Source organism: Streptomyces sp. NPDC097107, from assembly GCF_044762405.1.
Lineage (GTDB): Bacteria > Actinomycetota > Actinomycetes > Streptomycetales > Streptomycetaceae > Streptomyces > Streptomyces thinghirensis.
On sequence record NZ_JBIWEF010000004.1, the window covers coordinates 222,676 to 248,700 of the forward strand.

Genomic DNA, 26,025 nt, shown 5'->3' on the forward strand with positions numbered 1-26,025 from the left:
CCGGAGGGTATCTCCTCGGCGAAACCGGACGGAGAGATGTCCGTCCGATGAGACGAGATCTCCGCCGTGCGGACCTGTACCGAGCTACGAGAGCCCATGCTGGATGACATGACCGATCTGGAGGCAGCACTGCGCACGGCCGTACGCGGCGAGGTCGGCTTCGACGTCACCTCCCGGGCCCTGACGACCATGGACGCGTCCAACTACCGGCGGGTCCCGCTCGGTGTGGTGGCACCGAGAGACGCCGACGACGTGGCCGCCGTGCTGGAGGTGTGCCGGGCGCGCGGGGTGCCGGTCGTGGCGCGGGGTGGCGGCACGTCGATCGCGGGACAGGCGACCGGCACGGGCGTCGTCCTGGACTTCACCCGGCACATGAACCGGCTGGTCTCGCTCGACGCGGAGGCGCGAACGGCCGTCGTCCAGCCGGGTCTCGTCCTCGACCGGCTGCAGCGGGCCGCCGCCCCGCACGGCCTGCGCTTCGGCCCCGACCCGTCCACCCACAGCCGCTGCACGCTCGGCGGAATGATCGGCAACAACTCGTGCGGCTCCCACTCGGTGGCGTGGGGCACGACGGCGGACAGCGTGCGCGAGCTGACGGTGCTCACCGCGCGGGGGGAGCGGCTGCGGCCCGGGCAGGGGTGGGCCGGGGCGCCGGAGGGCCTGCGCGAGCTGGTCGACGGCGACCTGGCGCGCCTGCGCACCGGCTTTCCCGACCTGCCCCGCCGTATCTCCGGCTACGCGCTGGACGCGCTGCTGCCGGAGAGGGGCGCGGACGTGGCCCGCTCCTTCTGTGGTTCGGAGGGCACGCTGGGCGTGCTGACCGAGGCGGTGGTCCGGCTGGTCGAGGCACCGCGCGCGCGTGCGCTGGCGGTGCTCGGATACGCCGACGAGACCGGGGCGGCCCAGGCGGCGGCCGGGCTGCTGCCGCTCGGGCCGCTGACGGTGGAGGGCATGGCGGTGGACCTGGTGCCGCCGGCGTCCGCCGCCGGGCTCCCGCGGGGTGGGGCCTGGCTGTTCGTGGAGACCGGCGGCGACACGGCGGCGGAGGCGCGCGCGCGTGCGGAGGCGGTGGTCCGGGCGGCCGACGTCGTCGACGCGCTGGTGGTGACCGACCCGGCCGGGCAGCGGGCGCTGTGGCGGATCCGGGAGGACGCGAGCGGGACGGCGACGCGGATGCCTGGGGGCACCTCCCGGACGGAGTCTGGGGGAGGCTCGGAGGCGTGGCCCGGCTGGGAGGACTGCGCGGTGCCGCCGGTCCGGCTGGGCGCCTACCTGCGGGACTTCCGGGCCCTCCTGTCCGCCCACGACCTGCGCGGTACGCCGTACGGGCACTTCGGGGACGGCTGCATCCACGTACGTATCGACTTCGACCTGCTGACGGACGCGGGAGTCGTCCGCTTCCGCCGCTTCTCCGAGGAACTGGCCGACCTGGTCGTCGCGCACGGCGGCTCGCTGTCCGGGGAGCACGGCGACGGGCAGGCGCGGGCGGAACTGCTGCCGAGGATGTACGGCGCGGAGACCGTCGCCCTCTTCGAGCGCGCGAAGGCCGTCTGGGACCCGGACGACCTCCTCAACCCGGGGATGCTGGTCCGCCCGGCGCCGCTCGACGCGAACCTCCGCTTCTCCGTCCTGCCGCGTGAGCCGGTGGACGTGGCGTTCGGCTACCCGTCCGACGGCGGCGACTTCTCGGCGGCGGTACGGCGCTGCGTCGGGGTCGCCAAGTGCCGTACGACGTCGGCGGCGGGCTCCTCGGTGATGTGCCCGTCGTTCCGGGCGACCGGTGAGGAGCAGCACTCCACGCGCGGGCGGGCCCGGCTGCTGCACGAGATGCTCGCCGGTGAGTTGGTGACCGACGGCTGGCGCTCCACGGAGGTCCGCGACGCCCTCGACCTGTGCCTGTCCTGCAAGGGCTGCCGCTCCGACTGCCCGGTCGAGGTCGACATGGCCACGTACAAGGCGGAGTTCCTGCACCACCACTACGCCGGCCGCCGCCGCCCCGCCGCCCACTACGCGATGGGGTGGCTGCCGGTGTGGCTGCGCTGGGCGGCGCGGGCCCGTCTGGCCCCGGCCGTCAACGCGCTGGCGTCCGTGCGCCCGTTGGCGGCGGTGGCGAAGCGGCTGGGCGGGATCGCGGGCGAGCGGGAGGTGCCGAGGCTGGCGGGGGAGACGTTCAGCAGGTGGTGGCGCAGGCGGCGCCCGGGTGCGGGACGGACCGGTCCCGGTCCCGGGACCGGGTCCGGCGACCTGGTCGTCCTCTGGCCGGACACCTTCACCGAGCACCTGTCACCGTCCGTGGGCCGGGCGGCCGTACGGGTGCTGGAGGCGGCGGGGCTGCGGGTGGCGTTGCCGCCGACGCTGCCGCGGGGGCGTGCCGTGATCGGGGACGGTACGTCCAAGTCGGCTCTGGCGCTGCTGACCGCCCGCCGGGGCCGGGTCTGCTGCGGCCTGACGTACGTCTCCACGGGCCAACTGGACCGTGCCCGCGCGGTGATGCGCCGCACGCTGGACCTGATGGCCCCGGTGCTGGAGACCTCGGCGCCGGTCGTCGTCCTGGAGCCGAGCTGCGCCGCCGCCCTGCGCACGGACCTGCCGGAGCTGCTGCACGACGACCCACGGGCGGCTCGGCTCGCCGCCCGCGTGCTGACCTTCGCGGAGGCCCTGGAGCGCCACGCCCCCGGCTGGACGCCGCCCGCCCTGGACCGCCCGGTCACCGGCCAGACCCACTGCCACCAGCACGCGGTCCTGGGCGACGCGGCCGACCGCCGCCTGCGCGAGGCGGCCGGCCTGACCGGCGAGCTGACCGGCGGCTGCTGCGGGCTCGCGGGCAACTTCGGTTTCGAGGACGGCCACTACGAGGTCTCGGCCGCCTGCGCGGAGGACCAGCTGCTCCCGGCGGTGCGCGAGGCACCGGACGGGGCGGTGGTCCTGGCGGACGGCTTCTCGTGCCGGACGCAGCTGGAGCAGTTGGCGGGGGTGCGGGGGCGTCATCTGGCGGAGGTGCTGGCGGAGGGGCTGGGGCGGCCCTGAGAACCGAGGACAGAACCGCCCCGCGCGTCCTCGATCCGCTCAGTTGAGCCCGTTCAGCCTCCGTCCTCGGCTCTCGGCCACCCGTAGCGCGTCCGCGAGGGCTTCGGTGAGGCGCTCGGCGAGGTAGCGGAGTTCGCCGTGCGGGGCGCGGGGGAGGAGGTCGTGGGCGTGGGCGAGGAGCTCGGCGCCCATGCCGAGCTGGGTGGCCTCGGTGGTGTCGGCCAGCCGTGAGACGGGGCCGCCGGCGTCGTCGGTGATCAGGTAACAGGGTTTGCCCTCGGGGCCGGACCAGGGGAGCAGGCGGGGTTCGCGCGGTGCGGTCATGCGGCCGCCTCCCAGCCGTACAGCTGACTCGCCGCGAGGTACGGGCGTACGGCCACGGTCTCGGTGCCGTCGAGGGTGGTGGGCAGGCCGTAGGGGCTGCGGTGGGAGGGGAGGGGGATGACGCTGGTTGTGGCTTGCTGGTGGGGGGCGGTGGGGACGGCGGGGCGAGCGCCGGTGCGGCGGTGGGTGCCCCGTGGGTTGAGCATGAGGCTCACCCATGTGACTAGGCGGCCGATAAGGTTGGTCATGTCAACAGCTCCGATCAGGTTCGGCTGGTGACCACGCCCCCGGACGGCTCCACCCGTCGCGGGGGTCTTCAGTGGGAGTGGTCTCCACGGTCTACCGCAGTGTACTGCGGTCGCGCGGTCTACCGCAGAGTTTTAGCGTCCACCGCATGACTCCCGAGCTTGATCGCACCCGGCCCGTGTGGCGGCAGGTCGCCGCTGCCATTGAGGCGCGCATCGCGGACGGTACTTATCCCGTTGATGCCCGGGTTCCGTCGGTGGTCGAGTTGTCGGCCGAATTCGCCATCGCGGCGTCGACCGCTCAGAAGGCGCTGGCCCACCTGAAAAGGGAAGGCCTGATCCGTGCCGAAGTGGGCCTCGGCTCGTTCGTTGCCCGCCGGCCGCAAGCGACGGAAGACGGTGCTCCCGCCTCGGGTGCCTGATCGGAACCACGCGTCCTCGCCGTCGCGTGATCGTTCCTATGGACGGTTCGAGTGATCAAGCGGAAGCTCCACGACGAAGGGTCGGCGAGCGGCCCTGGGTGATCGTCGGGGGCGCGGCCGTCTTCGCGTTGGTGGTTGCCGTGGGTGTGGTGATCGCGAACGACGAGCCGGCCGACATCGCCGCGCCGCGAAGCTGCGGTACCGGCGCCCACGGCACCGCCGCGCCCGCGTCCGGCCGGCCCGCCTCGGAGGGGGCCGCCGACTTCGACGGTGACGGTCACCCCGACCTGGCCTTCGGCTCGATGGGGAGCGTGGCGGGCGGGAGCGGGAGTGTCGAGGTCGCGTACGGGGCGGGGGACGGGACGGGGATCGGCCGGTGCCAGTACCTCACCCAGGACGATGCCGGCATACCCGGGAAGAACCGCGACGAGGCCTTCTTCGGGTCGGACGTGGTGGCCGGCGACTTCGACGGGGACGGGTACACCGACCTCGCCGCCTCCGTCTTCGACTGGAAGCCGAGCGTGATCGTCATGTGGGGCTCCGAGGACGGGCTGTCGCGCGCCTCCCGGGTGCCGGGGACGGACGTCAGCCACGTCGCCTGGGGCACCAACCCGATCCTGGACGAGCAGCTCGCCGCCGGTGACTTCGACGGTGACGGGCACGCCGACCTGGTCTTCGGGCTCGGCTCCGACAAGGGGCTGCTCAAGGGGCCCTTCGGGCGCGACGGCACCCCGGCCGGGACGGCCCGCGTCCCCGCGCCCCGCCGTCCCGCGCCGGACGTGGCCGCCGCGAACTACGGCGACCTCGTCGCCGGGGACCTCGACGGTGACGGCATCGACGACCTGGTGAGCTTCCACGACGCCGACACGGGACCCGAGGTGCCCTGGTCCGAACGGAACCAGCCGGTGAGCTACCTGCGCGGCGGCCGGGACGGCTTCACGCAGCCGGAGGGCACCCGCCTCCCCGACGCGGGGGAGGGGGCGATCGGAGACGTGGACGGCGACGGCTACGACGATCTGGTCCTCAGCCCCCGGGGCGGCGACGCGAGCCGCAGCTCGGTGACGGTGGTGTACGGGTCGGAGGCCGGGCCGGGGGAGCGGGCGACGACCGTCGACCGGGACACCCCGGGCGTGCCCGGCGAGGAACCCCAGGACGAGGACGCCTCCTTCGCAGCCTTGGACGTCGGGGACGTCAACGGCGACGGATACGCGGACGTGGTGGCCGGGGCGCCCCGGTGGGACATCTACGGGGAGCCGGGCCCGGAGCAGGTGCTGTTCCTGGCGGGTGGGCCGGGCGGGCTCAGTGGTGAGGGGGCCCGGTTGTTCGACGGGGACGACCTCGGCGCCGTCCCGGGCGGGGACGCCGACTTCGGCGCTTCGGTCGGCCTCACCGACCTGGACGGCGACGGCCGTGCCGACCTCGTGGTGACCGCGCCGGGCAGCGACACGGTCGACGGCGTCGCGTGGCTGCTGCCCGGCACCGCGGAGGGACCCGCCACCGAAGGCGTCACCCGGCTGTCCGGGGACACCTTCGACGACACCGAGGGGCTGGGCCTGCTGATGGGTGGCGGTGAGCTCGCGCTCCAGGCACTCCGCGTCGTGGCACAGGTGATCTAGGACATGGTCTGACCTATACGGCCCATAGCGTGGTCCTCGACCGACGGAGCAGTACACCGGAAGGCGGAGACCATGACCACTCTCGACGCGTCGACCACCCGCGACCTGACCACCGGCGACCTGACCACCGGCGACCCGACCGGGGCCCCGGCCGTCACCGGTGAGCGCGCCGACCTGCTGGAGATGCTGGCCCACCAACGGCACTTCCTGCGCTTCACCACCCGTGACCTCACCGACGAGCAGGCCGGACTCCGCACCACCGCGAGCGAGCTCTGCCTGGGCGGCTTGATCAAGCACGTGTCCTCGGTCGAGCGGAGCTGGGCGGACTTCATCGTGGACGGCCCGTCGGCGATGGGAGGAGACTTCACGACCATGACCGAGGCCGACCGGGCCCAGCGGGCCGACGAGTTCCGGATGCTGCCCGGTGAGACGCTGGCCGGGGTCCTGGCCGACTACGCCGAGGCGGCCCGCCGGACCGACGGCCTGGTCGCCACGCTGCCCGACCTGGGGGCCACGCAGCCGTTGCCGAAGGCTCCGTGGTTCGAGGCCGGCGCGCAGTGGTCGGCCCGCCGGGTGCTGATGCACATCGTCGCCGAGACCGCCCAGCACGCCGGCCACGCCGACATCATCCGCGAGTCCCTGGACGGTGCCAAGAGCATGGGCTGACCGGCGGAATCCGGTCGGGCGGGCCGACGCGGGCGAGGCGCCGGCCGGGTCACTTCACGAAGCGGTACTTCAGGTGGGTGGCCAGGGGCGTCTCGACGACCCTGACCTGTTCGAGGTCGCGCCGACCCGCGCCCGGCCCCTCGAAGAGGCGCAGCCCGTCGCCGAGGAGCACGGGCACCACGTGCAGCTGGAGTTCGTCGATGAGCCCGGCTCCGAGGTACTGCCGCACCGTGCTCGCCCCGCCCGCGATGTCGACGTTCCGGCCGTCGGCGGCGGCCTTCGCCTGCGCCAGTGCGCTGTGGATGCCGTCGGTGACGAAGGTGAAGGTGGTGCCGCCCTCCTTCACGAGGGTGGGGCGAGGGCGGTTGGTGAGGACGAAGACCGGGGTGCGGAAGGGCGGGTTGTCGCCCCAGGGCTCCTCGCCCGTGTCGTACATCGTCCGGCCCATGACCACCGCCCCGGTGGCGTCGAACCACTCGCGGATCAGCTCCGAGTCGCGGTTCTCCTCCCCGCCGGCCATGCCCTGGCGCTCCCGCCAGCTCGCCAGGGTGTGGATCCACTCGAAGATCGGCTCGGCGCCGTCGCCGCCAGGGTTGTCCAGGGTGACGTTCGGGCCGGCGACGTAGCCGTCGAGGGTGATGGCCAGGTCCGCGGTCACGATGGTCATGAGGGGTGCTCCTCGGGGGTGCGTGGGTGTCTTCACCCGTGCGTCGATCGGAGACCGGCGCTTTCGACACACCCGCGCGGGCGATTCAGGGCGCCGTCTCGCCCCGCACCAGCGGACGGCACACCGGCTGGACACCCTCGGGCAGCTCGTCCGGGCGGCACCAGCGGGCCTCCAGGATCTCGAAGGGGTCGATGCGCAGCTCGCCGCCCAGCAGGCGGGCCTCGTAGGCCACCTCCAGGCGGGTGCGCAGGCCGCTGTTCAGCATGACCAGGCGGCCCACCTCCACGTCGAGGTTCGTCTCCTCCCGCACCTCGCGGACCACGGTCTCCCGGAAGTCCTCGCCCTTGCGCGCGAAACCGCTCGGCAGGCCCCACTGGCGGCCCGGCGGCCACATCCGGTGCTTCAGGAGCAGGACCCGCCCCTCGTCGTCGCGTACGACGCCGGTCACGCCGACCACGAACTTGGCGTGCAGGATCCACATGACGCGGCTCTGAACAGGGCGCAGGAGCCGCCAGAGGCGGGCAAGAAGTCGTCGCACGGGACCTCGGGAGACGTGGTGGGGGCGGGCACGGGTTCGGGCACGGGACGCGCCATGGGGACGGTACCCGCCGCGGCGGGCGGTCCGTATGACGGACGGAGTTGACCCGGGCGGGGCGAGGGACTCATCGTCAGGCGTGTACACCTTGCACGGTCCTGTCCGGAGGTCATTACCCTGGACCGGTCGGGCGCGGCTCCGGAGCGGCCGGCGCGGTGCGATGCGCGGCGCCCGGCAGGAGTTCCGTTCCCCGCGCCAGGACGCAACGCCAAAGCCCAGCACCAAGACCCAGGTAGGCCCCGTGACCACCCCCAGCGCCGCCACCCCCTCCACCCCGGCCGCCGCACCCGTTGCGGGCCCGGGGCCCACGTCCGACCCGGCGGGTGCCCCGCGCGGTCGGGGCTCCCTGGGGCCGGTCGGCCTGGTCCTCGCCGGTGGACTCTCCGTGCAGTTCGGCGCCGCGCTGGCGGTGAGCCTCATGCCCCGGGCCGGTGCGCTCGGCGTGGTGACCCTGCGGCTGGCCGTGGCCGCCGTCGTACTGCTGCTCATCTGCCGGCCTCGGCTGCGCGGCCACTCCCGGGCCGACTGGGGCACGGTCGTCGTCTTCGGCATCGCCATGGCCGGTATGAACGGCCTCTTCTACCAGGCCGTCGACCGCATCCCCCTCGGCCCCGCCGTCACCCTGGAGGTGCTCGGCCCGCTCGCCCTCTCCGTCTTCGCCTCCCGCCGCGCGGTCAACCTGGTCTGGGCCACGCTCGCCCTGGCCGGCGTCTTCCTCCTCGGTGGCGGCGGCTTCGACGGCCTCGACCCGGCCGGCGTCGCCTTCGCACTGGGGGCGGGCGCGATGTGGGCGGCGTACATCGTCTTCAGCGCGCGTACGGGGCGCCGCTTCCCGCAGGCCGACGGGCTGGCCCTCGCCATGGCGGTCGGGGCGGTGCTGTTCCTGCCGCTGGGCATCGCCGAGTCGGGCGGCAAGCTCCTCGACCCGATGACACTGGCGCTGGGCGCCGGGGTCGCCCTGCTCTCCTCCGTCCTGCCCTACACCCTCGAACTCCTCGCCCTGCGCCGCCTGCCCGCGCCCACCTTCGCCATCCTCATGAGCCTGGAACCCGCCATCGCCGCGGCGGCCGGTTACCTCATCCTCGACCAGGCCCTGTCCACCACCCAGTCCGCCGCCATCGCCCTGGTCATCGCGGCCAGCATGGGCGCGGTGCGCACGCAGGTGGGGCGGCGCCGGGTGAAGGCGATCCCGGACTTGCCGTAGCGGCCGCGGCCGCCCCCGGCCCGACCCGTGGCCATCCGCAGCGCCGCAGCGCATAGGCTGCGGACCTGGTCATCTCATCGGGATCACGGGGAGGAACCGATGAACCACACGGCCGAGGTCTTCCAGCCCTTGCAGGACGACGATCCACGCACGGTGGCCGGTTACCGCCTCGCGGCGCGGCTCGGCGCGGGCGGCATGGGCCGGGTCTACCTGTCCCACACCCGGGGCGGCCGACCGGTGGCCATCAAGGTCGTACGGTCGGAACTGGCCGACGACCCGACCTTCCGGCGGCGCTTCGGCCGGGAGATCCAGGCGGCCCGGAAGGTGAAGGGCGCCTACACCGCCGAACTGATCGACGCCGACCCGGACGGCACACCGCCCTGGCTGGCCACGCTGTACGTGCCGGGCCCCGCCCTGTCGGACGTCGTCGCCCGGAGCGGGCCGCTGCCGGTGCCGGCGGTGCTGTGGCTGATGGCGGGGGTCGCCGAGGCGTTGCAGGCCATCCACGGTGCGGGGATCGTGCACCGGGACCTCAAGCCGTCGAACGTGCTGCTCGCCTCGGACGGACCGCGGGTCATCGACTTCGGCATCTCGCTCGCCGCCGACAGCACCGCGCACACCGCCACGGGCACCGCGATCGGCACGCCCCAGTACATGGCTCCCGAGCAGGCGTCCGCGGGTGACGTCACGGCGGCGACCGACGTCTTCGCGCTCGGCCAGACGGCCGCCTACGCGGCGCTGGGCAGGCCGCTCTACGGGGACGGGCCCGCGGTCAGTGTGCTGTACCGAATCGTGCACTCCGAACCCGACCTGTCCGGGCTGCCCGAGCAACTGCGCGGGGTGCTCGCCCGGTGCCTGGCCGCGGAACCGGGGGAGCGGGCCACTCCGGCGGAGGTCGTCGAGTGGTGCCGGCGGGAACTGGGGCGGGACGCCGAGACGGGCGCGGGGCCGGACGTCTGGCGGGAGTTCGCGGGGTCGGAGGTGACGGTCCCGCCGCCTGCCCCCCTGGCTCCGGAGCCGTCGCCGGCTCCCACCGCGGTACACACGCGGCCATGGACCGCCCCGCAATCGGCAGCCGCGCCGCAGGGGCCCGCTACCGCGCAGTGGGCGGGTGCCGGGCAGGGGGCCGCTACCGGGCAGGGGTCCGCCACAGGGCAGGGGCCGGCTGCGGGGCAGTGGCCCGCCACCGCGCAGGGGCCCGGTGCCCCGTACGGGCCGGGCGCCGCCCCGTACGGGCCGGGCGCCGCCCCGAACGGTCCGGGCGCCGCGCTCCGGCCCGCCGGTCCGTACGGCGCGACCGCGCCGCAGCGGCCGGCCGGGCCGGACGAGCGGAAGCACCGCAGGAGACGCGTCGCCCTGATCGCGGCCGCCGCCCTGGCCGCGGCCGGGCTGGTACTCACGGCGGCGTGGACGCTGCGGGACGCGATGGACCGAGACCGCGACCGGGACACGGTCGCGTCCGAGTCCGGGAGCCCCGGCCCGACGGCACGGTCGTCGGCGTCCGGCGGAGCGGCGTCCGGCGATGCGGCGTCCGGAGGCCCGGCGTCCGGAACGGTGGCCACGGAGGGTACGGGGTCGGGGGCCGACGGGTCGGCCGCGCCGGATGCGGCGGCCGACGGTGCCGCCGCCGGTTCCACCGCTCCGGTGGCCCACGCCTACGGCCCCCAGCTGCTCAACGCCGAGAACTCACTCAGTGCCAGCGGCGGGGAGACCCGCGACGACCGCAAGGGAGACATCCGCTTCACCTGCGCGCAGACGTGCGCACTGGAGAGCGACACCAGCGTCTTCTCCATGATGTTCGGCGAGCCGGGCGCCACGTACGAGGACTGCCGTCAGAGGATGGCCGACGTCGAGGCCGATGCCAGCATCGACGGCCACCGCCTCCCGCTGGCCGCCGCCTCGGCCGGCTCCGAGATCTGCGCCAAGCACCGCAACGGCGACATCATGCTGCTGGTCGTCCAGGTGAAGTCGACCGCCATGCCGGACAGCGGCTTCGTCACCGCGGACATGACGGCCTGGCGCGCGGACTGAGGTCCGAGCCCGGCCGGGAGACCCGGCATCCCTCGCCGTCCGGGCGCCTGAGACCTCCGTGAGCCTCCGCAGACCTCCGTGAGCTTCCGCGTGCGGCTACGGTCTTCGCGGGTGTCCGTGAGTCTCTGCTCTCCGTGGGTTTCCGCGGGGGTTCATGGTCTTCGCGGGTGTCCGTGAGTCTCTGCTCTCCGTGGGTTTCCGCGGGGGTTCATGGTCTTCGCGGGCGTCCGCGAGCCTCCGCTCTCCGTTGGCCTCCACAGGCGGGCACGGCCTCCGGGGGCGTCCGCGGGCAAAAATCATGCAAGCGTGCTTGATTGTTACCACCGCCCCTGCCATGCTCCTCACCACACCGCGCCGCACACCGCCGTGCCCGAGGGGAGCGCCCGTGTCCGACCCGACGCCCGTGATCGACGACCTGCGCGAGGAGAGCGAGGAACTCGACGCGCTGGTCGCCCGGTTGAGTCCGGAGCAGTGGACGCTCGCCACCCCGGCTGCCGGCTGGACGATCGCCCACCAGATCGCGCACCTGGCCTGGACCGACCGGTCCGCCCTGCTCGCCGTCACCGACGAGGACGGCTTCCGCGCTCTGGTGGGGCAGGCCCTCGCCACGCCCGGCCGGTACGTCGACGACGGCGCCGAGGAAGGCGCCCGGCGGGCCCCCGCCGAGCTGCTGGCCGCCTGGCGGGAGGGCCGCGCCGCCCTCGACAAGGCGCTGCGCGAGTCGGCCCCCGGGGCACGCTTCCCCTGGTACGGCCCGCCCATGGCCGCCGCCTCCATGGCCACCGCCCGCCTGATGGAGACCTGGGCCCACGGCCTCGACATCGCCGACACCCTCGGCGTGACGCGCCCGCCCACCGACCGGCTGCGGCACATCGCCCGCATCGGCGCCCGCGCCCGGGACTTCGCCTACGCGACCCACGGCCTGACCCCGCCCGCCGAGCCGTTCCGCGTCGAACTCACCGCACCCGGCGGGGAGCTGTGGACCTACGGCCCCGACGGCGCCGACCAGCGTGTCACCGGTCCCGCCCTCGACTTCTGCCTCCTCGCCACCCAGCGCGCCCACCGCGCGGACCTCGCCCTGCGTGCCGAGGGGCCGGACGCCGACCGATGGCTGGACATCGCCCAGGCCTTCGCGGGGCCGCCGGGAGCGGGACGCCCGCCGGGGGCCGGACGCCCGCCGGGAGCGGGACGCCCGCCGGGGGCCGGACGCCCGCCGGGAGCGGGACGCCCGCCGCGTGGGGAGGGGCGGTGAGCGTCCTCCGCGTCGGCAACGCCTCCGGCTTCTACGGCGACCGCTTCGACGCCATGCGCGAGATGCTCACCGGCGGCCCGCTGGACGTCCTCACCGGCGACTACCTCGCCGAGCTGACCATGCTCATCCTGGGCCGGGACCGGCTGAAGGACCCGGACGCCGGGTACGCCCACACCTTCCTGCGGCAGCTGGAGGAGTGCCTCGGCCTCGCCCACGAACGGGGCGTCAGGATCGTCGCCAACGCCGGCGGGCTCAATCCGGCCGGACTCGCCGACGCCGTACGCGCCCTCGCCGCACGGCTCGGCATCCCCGTACGGGTCGCGCACGTCGAGGGCGACGACCTCACGGCCGCACACCCGGGAGCGCTGGCCGCCCACGCCTACCTCGGCGGGTCCGGCATCGCGGAGTGTCTGCGCGCGGGCGCCGACGTGGTCGTCACCGGCCGGGTCACCGACGCCGCCCTGGTCACCGGGCCCGCCGCCGCGCACTTCGGCTGGGCGCCGACGGAGTACGACCGGCTCGCGGGCGCCGTCGTCGCCGGACACGTGCTGGAGTGCGGAGCGCAGGCGACCGGTGGGAACTACGCGTTCTTCGAGGAGGGCGACGTCCGCCGGCCCGGCTTCCCGTTCGCCGAACTGCACGCCGACGGCAGCTGCGTCATCACCAAGCACGACGGCACCGGCGGCTTCGTCGACGTGGGCACGGTGACCGCCCAGCTGCTGTACGAGACGGGCGGCGCCCGGTACGCGGGGCCCGACGTCACCGCCCGGCTGGACACCGTACGGCTCACCCAGGACGGGCCCGACCGCGTTCGCGTCGAGGGTGTGCGCGGCGAGGCCCCGCCGCCCACCCTCAAGGTCGGCCGCAACCGTCTCGGCGGCTTCCGCAACGAGGTCGCCTTCGTGCTCACCGGCCTCGGCATCGAGGCCAAGGCCGCCCTGGTGCGGGCCCAGATGGAACCCGCCCTCGCCAAGGTCGCCGACGTCCGCTGGGACCTGGTCCGCACCGACCGGCCCGACGCACCGACCGAGGAGACGGCCGGCGCCCTGCTGCGGCTCGTCGTCCGGGACGCCGACCAGCAGCTCGTCGGGCGGGCGTTGAGCGGGGCCGCCATCGAGCTGGCCCTCGCCAGCTATCCCGGCTTCCATGTGCTGGCGCTACCAGGAAAGGGCGCGCCTTATGGGGTCTTCGAGGATGTGTACGTCCCCCATGGCGCCGTCGACCATGTGGCCGTCCTCCACGACGGGCGGCGGATTCCCGTACCAGGCGCCCAGGACACCGCCGTACTGGCGGACGTACCGGAACCGCCGCTGCCGAAACCGCTCCCGCCGGGTCCCGTACGCCGCGCCCCCCTCGGCCTCGTCGCCGGCGCCCGCAGCGGCGACAAGGGCGGGAACGCCAACGTCGGCGTGTGGGCGCGGACCGACGACGCCTGGCGCTGGCTGGCGCACGAGCTGACCGCGGACCGGTTCCGGGAGCTGATCCCGGAAGCCCGCGGCCTGCCCGTCACCCGGCACACACTCCCCGGCCTGCGCGCCCTCAACTTCGCCGTCGAGGGCATCCTCGGCGAGGGCGTCGCCGCGCAGGCCCGCTTCGACCCGCAGGCCAAGGCGCTCGGCGAGTGGCTGCGCGCCCGCCACCTGGACATACCGGAGGTTCTCCTGTGACGGTCCTGCCCTCCGCAGTGGACCCGGCCGGCCCCGACCACCGGGCCAACCGCGAGGCGATGCTCGCCAAACTCGCCGACCTCGACACCGAGCACGCCAAGGCGCTGGCCGGCGGCGGCGAGAAGTACGTCGCCCGGCACCGGGGACGCGGCAAGCTCCTCGCCCGCGAGCGCATCGAGCTGCTCCTCGACCCCGACACGCCCTTCCTGGAGCTGTCGCCGCTGGCGGCCTGGGGCAGCGAGTACGCCGTGGGCGCCTCCCTGGTCACCGGCATCGGCACGGTCGAGGGCGTGGAGTGCCTGATCACCGTCAACGACCCGACCGTGCGCGGCGGTGCCAGCAACCCCTGGTCGCTGAAGAAGGCCCTGCGCGCCAACGACGTCGCGCTCGCCAACCGGCTGCCCTGTGTCAGCCTGGTCGAGTCCGGGGGCGCCGACCTGCCGTCGCAGAAGGAGATCTTCATCCCCGGTGGGGGCATCTTCCGGGACATCACCCGGCTGTCGGCGGCGGGCATCCCCACCGTCGCCGTCGTCTTCGGCAACTCGACCGCCGGGGGCGCGTACATCCCCGGCATGTCCGACCACGTGATCATGGTCAAGGAGCGCGCCAAGGTGTTCCTCGGCGGGCCGCCGCTGGTGAAGATGGCCACCGGCGAGGAGAGCGACGACGAGTCGCTGGGCGGCGCGGAGATGCACGCGCGCGTGTCGGGTCTCGCCGACCACTTCGCCGTGGACGAACCGGACGCGCTGCGGCAGGCCCGCCGCGTCGTCGCCCGCCTCAACCACCGCAAGGCACACTTCGATCCGGGCCCGGCCGAACCGCCGAAGTACGACCCGGAGGAACTCCTCGGCATCGTCCCCGGCGACCTCAAGACCCCCTTCGACCCGCGCGAGGTCATCGCCCGGATCGTCGACGCCTCCGACTTCGACGAGTTCAAGCCGCTGTACGGGACGAGTCTGACGACCGGCTGGGCGGCCCTGCACGGCTATCCGGTGGGCATCCTCGCCAACGCCCAAGGGGTGCTGTTCAGCGAGGAGTCGCAGAAGGCCGCCCAGTTCATCCAGCTCGCCAACCAGCGTGACATCCCGCTCCTCTTCCTGCACAACACCACCGGCTACATGGTCGGCAGGGAGTACGAGCAGGGCGGCATCATCAAGCACGGCGCGATGATGATCAACGCGGTCTCCAACTCCCGCGTCCCGCACCTCTCCGTCCTCCTCGGCGCCTCCTACGGCGCCGGCCACTACGGCATGTGCGGCCGCGCCTACGACCCCCGCTTCCTCTTCGCCTGGCCCAGCGCCAAGTCCGCCGTCATGGGCCCGCAGCAGCTCGCCGGCGTGCTCTCCATCGTCGCCCGCCAGTCGGCAGCCGCCAAGGGACAGCCGTACGACGACGAGGGCGACGCGGCGCTGCGCGCCATGGTGGAGCAGCAGATCGAGTCGGAGTCGCTGCCCATGTTCCTGTCCGGGCGGCTCTACGACGACGGCGTCATCGACCCGCGCGACACCCGCACCGTGCTCGGCCTGTGTCTGTCGGCCGTCCACACCGCGCCCTACCAGGGTGCGCGCGGCGGCTTCGGCGTCTTCCGGATGTGAGGGGATCACCTTGATCAGCACTGTCCTCGTCGCCAACCGGGGCGAGATCGCCTGCCGGATCTTCCGCACCTGCCGTGAGCTGGGAATCCGGACCGTCGCCGTGCACTCGGACGCCGACGAGAACGCCCTCCACGCGCGCGTGGCCGACGCGGCGGTACGACTGCCGGGCGCGGCCTCCGCCGACACCTACCTGCGCGGCGACCTGATCGTGAAGGCCGCCGTCGCCGCCGGCGCCGACGCCGTCCACCCCGGCTACGGCTTCCTCTCCGAGAACGCCGGCTTCGCACGCGCCGTCGCCGACGCGGGCCTGACCTGGATCGGACCGCCGCCGGAGGCGATCGAGGCGATGGCGTCCAAGACGCGCGCCAAGGAACTGATGGGCACCGTGCCCCTCACGCACGTCACCGAGGCCGACCTGCCGGTCCTGGTGAAGGCGGCGGCGGGCGGCGGCGGACGCGGCATGCGCGTCGTACGGCGCCTCGCCGACCTCGACGACGAACTGACCGCGGCCCGCGCGGAGGCGGCGAGCGCCTTCGGCGACGGCGAGGTGTTCGTGGAGCCCTATGTCGAGAACGGCCGCCACGTCGAGGTGCAGATCCTCGCCGACACCCACGGCACGGTGTGGGCGCTCGGCACCCGCGACTGCTCCCTCCAGCGCCGCCACCAGAAGGTGATCGAGGAGGCCCCGGCACCGGGCCTGACGCCCGAACTCACCGGTGAACTCCACGACCTCGCCGCACGCGCCGCCCGCGCCGTCGACTACGCCGGGGCCGGGACCGTCGAGTTCCTCGTCGCGGACGGCCGGGCGCACTTCCTGGAGATGAACACCCGTCTCCAGGTCGAGCACCCGGTCACGGAGGCACTCTTCGGCCTCGACCTCGTCGCCCTCCAACTCCGCGTCGCCGAGGGCCACGCCCTGGAGAGCGATCCCCCGCGCGCGCGTGGCCACGCCGTCGAGGCCCGCCTGTACGCCGAGGACCCGGCGAGCGGCTGGGCCCCGCAGACCGGCCGCCTGCACCGCCTCACCGTGCCCGACGGCATCCGCCTCGACACCGGCTACACCGACGGTGACGACATCGGCGTCCACTACGACCCGATGCTCGCCAAGGCCGTCGCCCACGCACCCACCCGTGCGGAGGCCGTCCGCCGCCTCGCCGGCGCCCTGGAACGGGCCGCGATCCACGGCCCGGTCACCAACCGGGACCTGCTCGTCCGCTCCCTGCGCCACGAGGAGTTCACGTCCGCCCGCATGGACACCGGCTTCTACGAACGTCACCTCGCCGACCTCACCCGCGGCGGCCCGGCCGACCCCCTCGCCCCGCTGGCCGCCGCCCTCGCCGACGCCCACGGCCGCTCCCGCTTCGGCGGCGCCTGGCGCAACCTGGCCTCGCAGCCCCAGGTCAAGCGCTACGCCATGGCGGGCGAGGAGCACGAGGTCCGCTACCAGCACACCCGCACGGGTCCGGCCGCCGACGGCGTACGCGTCCTCCACGCGGACGCACACCTGGTCCTGCTGGAGACGGACGGCGTACGACGCAGGTTCGAGGTGGCGGCGTACGGCGATCAGATCCACGTCGACGCCACCCGCCTCACCGCCCTGCCCCGCTTCCCCGACCCCACCGCCCAGCACGCCCCGGGCTCCCTCCTCGCCCCCATGCCCGGCACGGTCGTCCGCGTCGCGGAGGGCCTCACGGAGGGAATGACGGTCCAGGCCGGCCAGCCCCTCCTGTGGCTGGAGGCGATGAAGATGGAACACCGGATCACCGCCCCGGCCACGGGGAAGCTGACCGCGCTGCCGGTGGCTCCTGGACGGCAAGTGGAGATGGGCACCCTCCTGGCGGTCGTCGAGACCGGCTGACCCAGGGGCGCGGGGCGGTACGGAACATGCGGTTCCGCCGCCTGAGCGCGACCGGCCACGACGGACCCGCACCCGAAAAGCGACCGAAGGAGCTCCGTGACCACCCTCATCGAATCCGACGAGCACAAGGCCCTCCGCAAAGCGGTGTCAACCTTCGCCAAGAGCCACCCCCGCACCCTCGGCACCGACAGCAGACACTTCTGGCAGGAGGCCGCCAAGCTCGGCTACATCGGCGTCAACCTGCCGGAGGCGTACGGCGGTGGCGGCGGAGGAATCACCGAACTCTCCCTCGTCCTCGAAGAGATGGGCGCCGCCGGCAACCCCCTGCTGATGATGATCGTCTCCCCGGCGATCTGCGGCACCGTCATCTCCCGCTTCGGCACCGAGGCGCAGAAACGGGACTGGCTCCCCACCCTCGCCGACGGAACCCGCATGATGTCCTTCGGCATCACCGAGCCCGACGCCGGCTCCAACAGCCACCGCATCACCACGACCGCCCGCCGCGACGGCACCGACTGGATCCTCACCGGCCGCAAGGTCTTCATCAGCGGCGTAGACATCTCCGACGCCACCCTCATCGTCGGCCGCACGGAAGACGCCGGCACCGGCAAGCTCAAGCCCTGCCTGTTCATCGTCCCCCGCGACACCCCCGGCTTCGAGCGCCGGCAGATCGACATGGAACTGAACGCCGCCGAGAAGCAGTTCGAGCTGACCCTCGACGACGTGCGACTGCCCGCCGGCGCGCTCGTCGGCGACGAGGACGCGGGCCTCCTCCAGCTCTTCGCCGGACTCAACCCCGAGCGCGTCATGACGGCCGCCTTCGGGATCGGCATGGGCCGCTACGCCCTCTCCCGCGCCCTCGACTACGCCCGCGAACGCACCGTCTGGAAGACCCCCATCGGCGCCCACCAGGCCATCGCCCACCCCCTCGCCCAGGCGCACATCGACCTCGAACTGGCCCGCCTGATGATGCAGAAGGCGGCCCATCTCTACGACGCGGGGGACGACATGGGCGCCGGCGAGGCCGCCAACATGGCCAAGTACGCGGCCGGGGAAGCCTGTGTGAAGGCCGTCGACCAGGCCGTGCACACCCTCGGCGGCAACGGCCTCACGCGCGAGTTCGGGCTCGCGCCGCTGATAACGGCGTCGCGCGTGGCTCGTATCGCCCCGGTGAGCCGGGAGATGATCCTCAACTACGTCTCCCACCAGACCCTCGGCCTGCCCAAGTCGTACTAGGCGCTGACGTTCGGATCAGGCCGACTCCAGGCATCGGTGCCTTGCAGCCAACCCGAGCGGGGTCTGGTGCGTGCGGCCGCGAACAACGCCGCTGGGGGCACCTCCCCCGCCCTTCAGGCAGTGGGGGAGCGGCTGCCGGGCCCCGCGACCCCGGCAAGATCCGAACGACATCCCCCAGCCCACACCGGTCCGTACTGGAGGAACCATGTTCCGCAGCGAGTACGCAGACGTCCCGCCCGTCGACCTGCCCATCCACGACGCGGTGCTCGGCCGGGCCGCCGCCTACGGGGACACCCCGGCGCTGATCGACGGCACCGACGGCACCACCCTCACCTACGAGCAGGTGGACCGGTTCCACCGGCGCGTCGCCGCCGCCCTCGCCGAGACCGGCGTACGCAAGGGTGACGTCCTCGCCCTGCACAGCCCCAACACCGTCGTCTTCCCGCTGGCCTTCTACGCCGCCACGCGCGCGGGTGCCTCGGTCACCACGGTGCACCCGCTGGCCACGGCGGAGGAGTTCGCGGGGCAGCTCGGCGACTCGCGGGCCCGCTGGATCGTCACCGTCTCCCCGCTGCTGGACACCGCCCGCCGGGCCGCGGAACTCGCGGGCGGCGTGCGGGAGATCCTCGTCTGCGACAGCGCGCCCGGCCACCGCTCGCTCATCGACATGCTGGCGTCCGCCGCGCCCGAACCGGCCGTCGCCGTCGACCCGGCCGAGGACGTCGCCGCCCTGCCGTACTCCTCCGGCACCACCGGCACCCCCAAGGGCGTGATGCTCACCCACCGGCAGATCGCCACCAACCTCGCCCAGCTCGAGCCACTGATGCCGGCCGCACCGGGCGACCGAGTCCTGGCGGTGCTGCCCTTCTTCCACATCTACGGCCTGACCGCCCTCATGAACGCCCCGCTGCGGCTCGGCGCCACCGTCGTCGTGCTGCCCCGCTTCGACCTGCAGCAGTTCCTCGCGGCCATCCAGAACCACCGCGTCACCGGCCTCTACGTCGCCCCGCCGATCGTCCTCGCCCTCGCCAAGCACCCCCTGGTCGCCGACTACGACCTCTCCTCCCTGAAGTACATCGTCAGCGCCGCCGCCCCCCTGGACGCGAAACTCGCCGCCGCCTGCTCCCGGCGGCTCGGCCTGCCGCCCGTCGGCCAGGCGTACGGCATGACGGAACTCTCCCCGGGCACCCACGTCGTCCCCCTGGGCGCGATGAGCGCCGCACCGCCCGGAACCGTCGGCAAGCTGATCGCCGGCACCGAGATGCGCGTCGTCTCCCTGGACGACCCCGGCAAGGACCTCGGCGTCGGCGAGCCCGGCGAGCTCCTCATCCGCGGACCCCAGGTCATGAAGGGCTACCTGGGCCGCCCCGACGCCACCGCCGCCATGATCGACGAGGACGGCTGGCTGCACACCGGGGACGTCGGGCATGTCGACGCCGACGGCTGGCTGTTCGTCGTCGACCGCGTCAAGGAGCTGATCAAGTACAAGGGCTTCCAGGTGGCCCCCGCCGAACTCGAAGCCCTCCTGCTCACCCACCCCGGCATCGCCGACGCGGCCGTCATCGGCGCCTACAACGACGACGGGAACGAAGTGCCGCACGCCTACGTGGTGCGCGGGCCGGCCGCGCCCGACCTCTCGGAGAACGAGATCATGATGTACGTCGCCGAACGCGTCGCCCCCTACAAACGCGTCCGCCGAGTCACCTTCACCGACGGCGTGCCCAGGGCGGCCGGCGGCAAGATCCTCCGCCGGGAACTGCGAGGCCGTTCATGAGCCCCGTCGGCCGCTCCCGGGACCGGGGAGTCGAGACCCTCGCCCTCGACTCCCCGCACAACCGCAACGCCCTCTCCTCCGCGCTCGTCGGCGACCTGGCCGCCGCCCTCACCGAAGCCGGCAAGGACACCGGCGTACGCGCCGTCCTCCTCACCCACACCGGCAACACCTTCAGCGCCGGTGCCGACCTGCGCGACCCGCCCGGCCCCGACGCCCTGGTCGCCCTGCTCCGGCAGATCGTCGAGCTGCCCAAACCGGTCGTCGCGCGCGTCGCCGGACACGTCCGCGCGGGCGGCCTCGGCCTGCTCGCGGCCTGCGACATCGCGGGCGCGTCCACCGCGTCGACGTTCGCCTTCACCGAGGTCCGCATCGGCGTGGCTCCCGCCGTCATCTCCCTCCCGCTGCTGCCCCGCACCGACCCCCGCGCCCTCGCCCGCCACTACCTCACCGGCGAGCGCTTCGACGCCGCCGAGGCCGCCCGGACCGGCCTGGTCACGGCGGCGGGCGACGACGTGGACGCCGTACTGGAACCCGTACTGGACGGTGTGCGTCGCGCCTCACCACAGGCGCTGGCCGCGACGAAACGGCTGCTCACCGCTAGGGTGCTGGAGGCCTTCGACCGGGACGCGGCCGACCTGACCGCGCTCTCGGCCCGGCTGTTCGCCTCCCCGCAGGCCCGCGAGGGGATGACGGCCTTCCTCGAACGACGGGATCCGGAATGGGTGGTGTGAGCGGTGCCGTGAACACGGCCGACCGCGCGGAGCGCGTTCCCAAGCAGGACCGCAGCCGGGCCACCCGGCAACGGCTCCTCGAAGCCGCCGTGGCCTGCCTCGCCGCACACGGCTGGACGGGGTCCACGGTCTCCGTCGTCGCCGAACACGCCGGCGTCTCCCGCGGCGCCGCCCAGCACCACTTCCCGACCCGCGAGGACCTCTTCACGGCGGCCGTGGAGTACGTGGCGGAGGAACGCTCCGTCGCGCTGCGCGCCCTGTTCCCCGAGGGCGCGACGGCGGCGGACCGCCGCGAGGTGGTGGCCGCCCTGGTCGACCTCTACACGGGCCCCCTGTTCCGGGCCGCCCTCCACCTGTGGGTGGCCGCCTCCAACGAGGAGCAGCTGCGCGGCCGGGTGACCGAGCTGGAGGCCCGCGTCGGCCGCGAGACGCACCGCATAGCGGTCGACCTCCTCGGCGCCGACGAAGCCCGCCCCGGCGCCCGCGAAACCGTCCAGGGCCTCCTCGACATGGCCCGCGGTCTGGGCCTCGCCAATCTCCTCACCGATGACGCGGCCCGCCGGGAACGCGTGATCGAGCAGTGGGCCCGGCTGCTGGACGGGGCGCTGGACGGGGCGCTGGACTGAGCGGCGCCGGCCTGAGTCGCCGGCCGGGCCGCTCACGGACTGAGCCGCTCCACCCGCCAGCCTCCGCCGTCCTTCGCCACGTACCGCAGCCGGTCGTGCAGCCGGTTCTCCCGGCCCTGCCAGAACTCCACCGCCCGCGGCACCACCCGGAACCCGCCCCAGTGCGGCGGCACCGGCACCTGCTCACCCTCCGGGTAACGCGCCGCCAGCTCGGCGTACGCGGAGTCCAGGGCCTCCCGGCCCGCCACCACCGCGGACTGGACGCTGGCCCAGGCACCCAGCTGGGAGCCGTGCGGCCGGGTCCGGAAGTACGCGGCGGTCTCGTCCCGCCCGGTCCGCCGCGCGACCCCCGCCACGATCACCTGGCGGGCCATCGGGTGCCAGGGGAACAGCAGCGAGACGTGCGGGTTCTCGCCCAGCTCACGCGCCTTGCGGGAGTCGTAGTTGGTGTAGAAGACGAACCCCTGCTCGTCGAAGTGCTTCAGCAGCACCGTGCGGGAGCCGGGCCGGCCCTCCGCGTCCGCGGTGGAGACGACCACGGCGTTCGGCTCGAAGAGCCCGCCCTCCGTCGCGGCCTGCTTGAACCAGCGCGCGAACTGCTCGACGGGAGTCGCCGCCAGCTCGGCTTCCGAGAGCCCCGCGGCCCGGTACTGCTTGCGCATCGAGGCGAGATCGAAGGGAGCGGCGGGGTCGGCTTCGCGATCGGTCACGTCGGCCATCCTGCCGTATCCGGGCCGATGCGCCCGTGTCCTGCGTCACCCAGTGGCACTGAGTGCCGCAGCCCCTCCCCAAGCGCGGCACTCGGGGATATCGTGCTTGCTCCCGACCCGGTTGGACGACCGCCGACCGTACGGGGCAGCACAGGGGCGACCGCCAGGACCGCGAGCCGTCGACACGACCGTGGATCCGACGGACCCGCCCGATCCGACGGACCCGCCCGATCCGATGGTCCCGGCGGGTCCATGGGGACGGCCGCACCGCCCCCGCACCGGTCGCCACACATCACGATCACGAGGAGCCGCCTGATGTCCGACTTCGTACCCGGGCTAGAGGGAGTCGTCGCGTTCGAGACGGAGATCGCCGAACCCGACAAGGAGGGCGGCGCCCTCCGCTACCGCGGCGTCGACATCGAGGACCTGGTCGGGCAGGTCTCCTTCGGCAACGTCTGGGGCCTGCTCGTCGACGGGGCCTTCAACCCCGGCCTGCCGCCGGCGGAGCCCTTCCCGATCCCGGTCCACTCCGGCGACATCCGCGTCGACGTGCAGTCCGCGCTCGCCATGCTGGCACCCGTCTGGGGCCTGAAACCCCTGCTGGACATCGACGCCGAGCAGGCCCGCGCCGACCTCGCCCGCGCCGCCGTCATGGCCCTGTCCTACGTCGCCCAGTCGGCCCGCGGCCAGGGCCTGCCCATGGTCCCGCAACGGGAGATCGACAAGGCACGGTCCGTCGTCGAACGCTTCATGATCCGCTGGCGAGGCGAGCCCGACCCCAAGCACGTCGCCGCGGTCGACGCCTACTGGACCTCCGCCGCCGAGCACGGCATGAACGCGTCCACCTTCACCGCCCGCGTCATCGCCTCCACCGGCGCGGACGTGGCGGCGGCCCTCTCCGGCGCCGTGGGAGCCATGTCCGGCCCGCTGCACGGCGGCGCCCCCTCCCGCGTCCTGCACATGATCGAGGAGATCGAGCGCACCGGCGACGCCGAGGCCTACGTCAAGAAGACCCTCGACGCCGGCGAACGCCTCATGGGCTTCGGCCACCGCGTCTACCGCGCCGAGGACCCCCGCGCCCGCGTCCTGCGCCGCACCGCCCGCGAACTGGGCGCCCCGCGCTTCGAGGTCGCCGAGGCCCTGGAGAAGGCCGCCCTGGCGGAGCTCCACGCCCGCCGCCCCGACCGGGTCCTGGCCACCAACGTCGAGTTCTGGGCCGCCATCATGCTGGACTTCGCCGAGGTCCCGGCCCACATGTTCACCTCGATGTTCACCTGCGCCCGCACGGCCGGCTGGTCGGCGCACATCCTGGAACAGAAGCGCACCGGCCGCCTGGTCCGCCCCTCCGCCCGCTACGTGGGCCAGGGCTCCCGCGACCCGCGCGACATCGAGGGGTACGCCGACATCGCGGACTGACGAGTCCGGTAGCACCTGGCGAGTCCTGCGGAACGCAGACGACCCGCGAGTCTGGTTCCTCCAGTGGAGGAGCCGGCCGGACGTACCGGCGACTCGCGGGTCGGGTGACTGCTCGGGATCGGGCCGGCTGCACGCGTCTCTCACGCGCTGGTCCGGCACCGCACTCGGTGTGGTGACGGGCCGCTAGCCCGCAGCCACCTCACGCGTCCGGTTCTCATACATCTGCCGAACCACCTCCCTTCGTGTGTACGCCACACCCTAGGAACCGGTCGGGCCGCCGATCAATCGGTTTTTCGAGTCGACAGGGGAGCCGCCGGGCCCAGCGGGCCCGGTGCCGCTGATCGAGGCCGTCACCGGCTCGCCCCGCACCCCCCATGACGGGGGCGTATGCCGAGTTTCCGCAGTACAACGATTTCTGCAATCTTGCGGGAACTCGGTGTGTGCTGCATCACGTTCGAGTTGAATGAAGGCCAGTGAGCGAACCGACGTACCGTACGGCGGACGCAGCCTGCAGGGGGTCCAGGTGAGTGCTTCCCGGCGTAGTGGGACCACCGACGAGCTGGGACCGGACGAGCCGGAACAGCCCGAGCGGGACGGCGCGGATTTGTTGGCCGCGCTCCTCGACGGGATGGACGCCGCCCTGTGCGCCTTCGACGCGCAGGGCATCGTCACCCACTGGAACCGCGAGGCGGAGCGGATCCTGGGCTGGACCGCGGCCGAGGCCGTGGGACGGCAGGGATTCGCCGGGTGGGCCGTGCGCCGGGCGGACGCCGCGGAGGTCGAGGAGCGGCTGCTGTCCGCGATGCGGGCCCCGGGGCGGCAGGTGCACGAGTTCGCGCTGCTGACCAAGGACGGCGGGCGGGTGCTGGTGCGCACCCAGTCCGCGGCCGTACGCGGTCCCGACGGCGGGCCCGCGGGGGTGTACTGCGCGTTCAGCGAGGTGCACGCGCAGATCGACCTGGAGCGGTCCATCGCGCTGAGCGAGGCCCTGCTGGAGGATGCCAGCTGGGGTGTCGTGCTGGTCGACGTGGATTTGCGCCCCGCGGTCGTGAACGCCCACGCGGCGCGTGCGCTGGGCGCCGGACGCACGTCCGTACTGGGCCGGCCGCTCGGGGATCTGCTCGCGCAGGGCGTGGAGGAGCTGGAGAACGCGCTGACGCACGTGCTGGCGGAGGGCGCGCCGCCCGCGCCCGCCGAGGTCTGGGTGAGCGTGCGCACCTCGGAGGGCGAGCGGCGCCGGTGCTGGCGCAGCGGGTTCGTGCGGCTGGCGTCTCCGCTGGCGGAGGAGCCGGTGCCGCTGGGCGTCGGCTGGCTCTTCGAGGACATCACCGAGGGCAAGCAGGCCGAGCAGGAGGCGGCCCTGCTGCGCTTCCGCGGCAACCAGCTGCACCGCGCGGCGCGTGCGGCGGCCGAGTGCGAGGACCCGGCGGAGGCGGCGGTCGTCCACCTGGACTTCGCGCTCGCCGGGTTCGCCGACCACGCCCTGATCGACCGGGTCGTGGGCGGGGCGGTGGCCGACACCGACGCGTCGGAGCCGGTCCGGCTGGTCCGGGTCGCGGCCACGCCGTCCGGCGCGCCCGGGCCGAGCGTGCCGACCGGGACGGCCGGGATGCCGGTCCGTTACGGCGAGGCGCATCCGGCGGTGCAGTGCGTGGAGCGGGCGGGTTCGGTGCGGGCCAGCGCCGGTGCCCGGGCGGTGCGGGCCGAGCAGGTGCGCGAGTGGGCCGCGGCCCGGCAGTGGCCGGCGGACACGGTGCACGGCCTGTGCACCGTGCTGCGCAGCCGGGGCCGGACGCTGGGCGTCGTCACCTTCCTGCGGGGCGCTGGACGAAGCGCGTTCGAACGCCCCGACGCGATGTACGCCGAGGACGTGGCGGTCCGCATCGCGACGGCGCTGGACCTGGCCGGCGCGGTGGAGGAGCGGTAGCGGAGGCGTGGAACGGCCGGGACCGGCCTGTGTCCCGGCCCTGGGCGGTGCGCTTGCGGGGGCTCGGGCGGCAGGTCCGGCGCTGGGCCTGGCCGGCGCGGTGGAGGGGCGGTAGCGGAGGCGTGGAACGGCCGGGACCGGCCTGTGTCCCGGCCCCGGACGGTGCGCTTGCGGGGGCTCGGGCGGCGGGCCCGGTGCCCGGGGCCGGGCCCGCCGCCGCGGGGATCTGAGCGCCGGGCCGGGTCCGTGACGGCGGGTTTCGCCAGGCCCCGCGCTGTGGCGCGCTGCGGGTCCGGGTGAGGACCGCACGCCGCGCCGGATGCCGCGCCCCGCGCGTGACGCCGGACGCCGCGCCGGACGCCGCGCCGGACGCCGCGCCGGACGCCGCGCCGGACGCCGCGCCGGACGCCGCGCCGGACGCCGCGCGCCGCGCGCC

General features: G+C 74.1%; 21 protein-coding genes. 16 read left to right on the forward strand and 5 right to left on the reverse strand.

The genetic code is table 11. The features are described from left to right. Nucleotides 1-108: 108 nt before the first annotated feature. Complete coding sequence (locus ACIQ1J_RS11220) at nucleotides 109-3,027, forward strand: FAD-binding and (Fe-S)-binding domain-containing protein (RefSeq protein ID WP_403556136.1); 2,919 nt, start codon at nucleotides 109-111, stop codon at nucleotides 3,025-3,027. Nucleotides 3,028-3,066: 39 nt separating this feature from the next. On the opposite strand, the gene ACIQ1J_RS11225 is transcribed toward ACIQ1J_RS11220, so the two are convergent. Further along, nucleotides 3,067-3,351 (reverse strand): hypothetical protein, encoded by a 285-nt coding sequence (locus ACIQ1J_RS11225; RefSeq protein WP_403556138.1) that lies wholly within the window; start codon nucleotides 3,349-3,351, stop codon nucleotides 3,067-3,069. Continuing rightward, a complete protein-coding gene (locus ACIQ1J_RS11230) occupies nucleotides 3,348-3,557 on the reverse strand; it encodes a hypothetical protein (protein WP_403556140.1) in 210 nt (69 codons plus the stop codon). The genes ACIQ1J_RS11225 and ACIQ1J_RS11230 overlap by 4 nt, the downstream gene beginning before the upstream one ends. A gap of 188 nt (nucleotides 3,558-3,745) precedes the next feature. Here ACIQ1J_RS11230 and ACIQ1J_RS11235 point away from each other — a divergent pair, with 188 nt between their 5' ends. The 3 genes from ACIQ1J_RS11235 to ACIQ1J_RS11245 all read left to right on the forward strand — a co-directional run bounded on the left by ACIQ1J_RS11235 (nucleotide 3,746) and on the right by ACIQ1J_RS11245 (nucleotide 6,300). Beyond that, nucleotides 3,746-4,018, forward strand: a complete 273-nt coding sequence (locus tag ACIQ1J_RS11235; protein WP_403556142.1) for a GntR family transcriptional regulator — start codon at nucleotides 3,746-3,748, stop codon at nucleotides 4,016-4,018. Nucleotides 4,019-4,167: 149 nt separating this feature from the next. Continuing rightward, entirely contained in the window at nucleotides 4,168-5,634 is a 1,467-nt protein-coding gene (locus ACIQ1J_RS11240; protein WP_403556144.1) for an FG-GAP-like repeat-containing protein, read from the forward strand. A gap of 72 nt (nucleotides 5,635-5,706) precedes the next feature. Next, on the forward strand, nucleotides 5,707-6,300 hold the full coding sequence (locus tag ACIQ1J_RS11245; RefSeq protein WP_403556146.1) for a DinB family protein: 594 nt from the start codon (nucleotides 5,707-5,709) through the stop codon (nucleotides 6,298-6,300). A 49-nt stretch (nucleotides 6,301-6,349) separates the two neighbouring features. Here ACIQ1J_RS11245 and ACIQ1J_RS11250 read toward each other — a convergent pair whose 3' ends face one another. Together ACIQ1J_RS11250 and ACIQ1J_RS11255 are read right to left on the reverse strand one after the other, a co-directional pair. Continuing rightward, nucleotides 6,350-6,967, reverse strand: a complete 618-nt coding sequence (locus ACIQ1J_RS11250) for a dihydrofolate reductase family protein (protein WP_403556148.1) — start codon at nucleotides 6,965-6,967, stop codon at nucleotides 6,350-6,352. An 85-nt stretch (nucleotides 6,968-7,052) separates the two neighbouring features. Next, a complete protein-coding gene (locus ACIQ1J_RS11255) occupies nucleotides 7,053-7,505 on the reverse strand; it encodes an NUDIX hydrolase (RefSeq protein WP_403556150.1) in 453 nt (150 codons plus the stop codon). 298 nt (nucleotides 7,506-7,803) lie between these two features. On the opposite strand from ACIQ1J_RS11255, the gene ACIQ1J_RS11260 reads away from it, so the two are divergent. From ACIQ1J_RS11260 to ACIQ1J_RS11305, 10 genes are all read left to right on the forward strand, one after another. Continuing rightward, nucleotides 7,804-8,766, forward strand: coding sequence for an EamA family transporter (locus ACIQ1J_RS11260; RefSeq protein WP_403556152.1), 963 nt, complete (start codon nucleotides 7,804-7,806; stop codon nucleotides 8,764-8,766). A gap of 99 nt (nucleotides 8,767-8,865) precedes the next feature. After that, on the forward strand, nucleotides 8,866-10,797 hold the full coding sequence (locus ACIQ1J_RS11265) for a protein kinase (RefSeq protein ID WP_403556154.1): 1,932 nt from the start codon (nucleotides 8,866-8,868) through the stop codon (nucleotides 10,795-10,797). 385 nt (nucleotides 10,798-11,182) lie between these two features. Further along, a complete protein-coding gene (locus tag ACIQ1J_RS11270) occupies nucleotides 11,183-12,049 on the forward strand; it encodes a TIGR03084 family metal-binding protein (RefSeq protein WP_403556156.1) in 867 nt (288 codons plus the stop codon). Beyond that, complete coding sequence (locus ACIQ1J_RS11275; RefSeq protein WP_403556158.1) at nucleotides 12,046-13,716, forward strand: acyclic terpene utilization AtuA family protein; 1,671 nt, start codon at nucleotides 12,046-12,048, stop codon at nucleotides 13,714-13,716. Before ACIQ1J_RS11270 ends, ACIQ1J_RS11275 begins: the two co-directional genes overlap by 4 nt. Beyond that, entirely contained in the window at nucleotides 13,713-15,311 is a 1,599-nt protein-coding gene (locus tag ACIQ1J_RS11280; protein ID WP_403556159.1) for an acyl-CoA carboxylase subunit beta, read from the forward strand. The genes ACIQ1J_RS11275 and ACIQ1J_RS11280 overlap by 4 nt, the downstream gene beginning before the upstream one ends. 10 nt (nucleotides 15,312-15,321) lie before the next feature. Further along, on the forward strand, nucleotides 15,322-17,169 hold the full coding sequence (locus tag ACIQ1J_RS11285) for a biotin carboxylase N-terminal domain-containing protein (RefSeq protein WP_403556161.1): 1,848 nt from the start codon (nucleotides 15,322-15,324) through the stop codon (nucleotides 17,167-17,169). Between the two features lie 96 nt (nucleotides 17,170-17,265). After that, a complete protein-coding gene (locus tag ACIQ1J_RS11290) occupies nucleotides 17,266-18,405 on the forward strand; it encodes an acyl-CoA dehydrogenase family protein (protein ID WP_403556163.1) in 1,140 nt (379 codons plus the stop codon). Nucleotides 18,406-18,610: 205 nt separating this feature from the next. Beyond that, complete coding sequence (locus ACIQ1J_RS11295) at nucleotides 18,611-20,179, forward strand: 4-coumarate--CoA ligase family protein (RefSeq protein ID WP_403556165.1); 1,569 nt, start codon at nucleotides 18,611-18,613, stop codon at nucleotides 20,177-20,179. After that, nucleotides 20,176-20,910: an enoyl-CoA hydratase family protein gene (locus ACIQ1J_RS11300; RefSeq protein ID WP_403556167.1), complete on the forward strand. Its 735-nt coding sequence runs from the start codon at nucleotides 20,176-20,178 to the stop codon at nucleotides 20,908-20,910. Before ACIQ1J_RS11295 ends, ACIQ1J_RS11300 begins: the two co-directional genes overlap by 4 nt. Continuing rightward, a complete protein-coding gene (locus tag ACIQ1J_RS11305; RefSeq protein ID WP_403556169.1) occupies nucleotides 20,898-21,536 on the forward strand; it encodes a TetR/AcrR family transcriptional regulator in 639 nt (212 codons plus the stop codon). The genes ACIQ1J_RS11300 and ACIQ1J_RS11305 overlap by 13 nt, the downstream gene beginning before the upstream one ends. Before the next feature lie 32 nt (nucleotides 21,537-21,568). Here ACIQ1J_RS11305 and pdxH read toward each other — a convergent pair whose 3' ends face one another. Continuing rightward, nucleotides 21,569-22,255, reverse strand: coding sequence for a pyridoxamine 5'-phosphate oxidase (gene pdxH, locus ACIQ1J_RS11310; RefSeq protein ID WP_403556171.1), 687 nt, complete (start codon nucleotides 22,253-22,255; stop codon nucleotides 21,569-21,571). Between the two features lie 306 nt (nucleotides 22,256-22,561). Between pdxH and ACIQ1J_RS11315 the strand changes: the two genes are divergently transcribed. Continuing rightward, nucleotides 22,562-23,662 carry a citrate synthase 2 gene (locus ACIQ1J_RS11315; protein ID WP_403556173.1) on the forward strand — a complete coding sequence of 367 codons (1,101 nt, stop codon included), beginning with the start codon at nucleotides 22,562-22,564 and terminating at the stop codon, nucleotides 23,660-23,662. Between the two features lie 523 nt (nucleotides 23,663-24,185). Next, nucleotides 24,186-25,589 (forward strand): PAS domain-containing protein, encoded by a 1,404-nt coding sequence (locus tag ACIQ1J_RS11320; protein ID WP_403556175.1) that lies wholly within the window; start codon nucleotides 24,186-24,188, stop codon nucleotides 25,587-25,589. Nucleotides 25,590-26,025 lie beyond the last annotated feature (436 nt).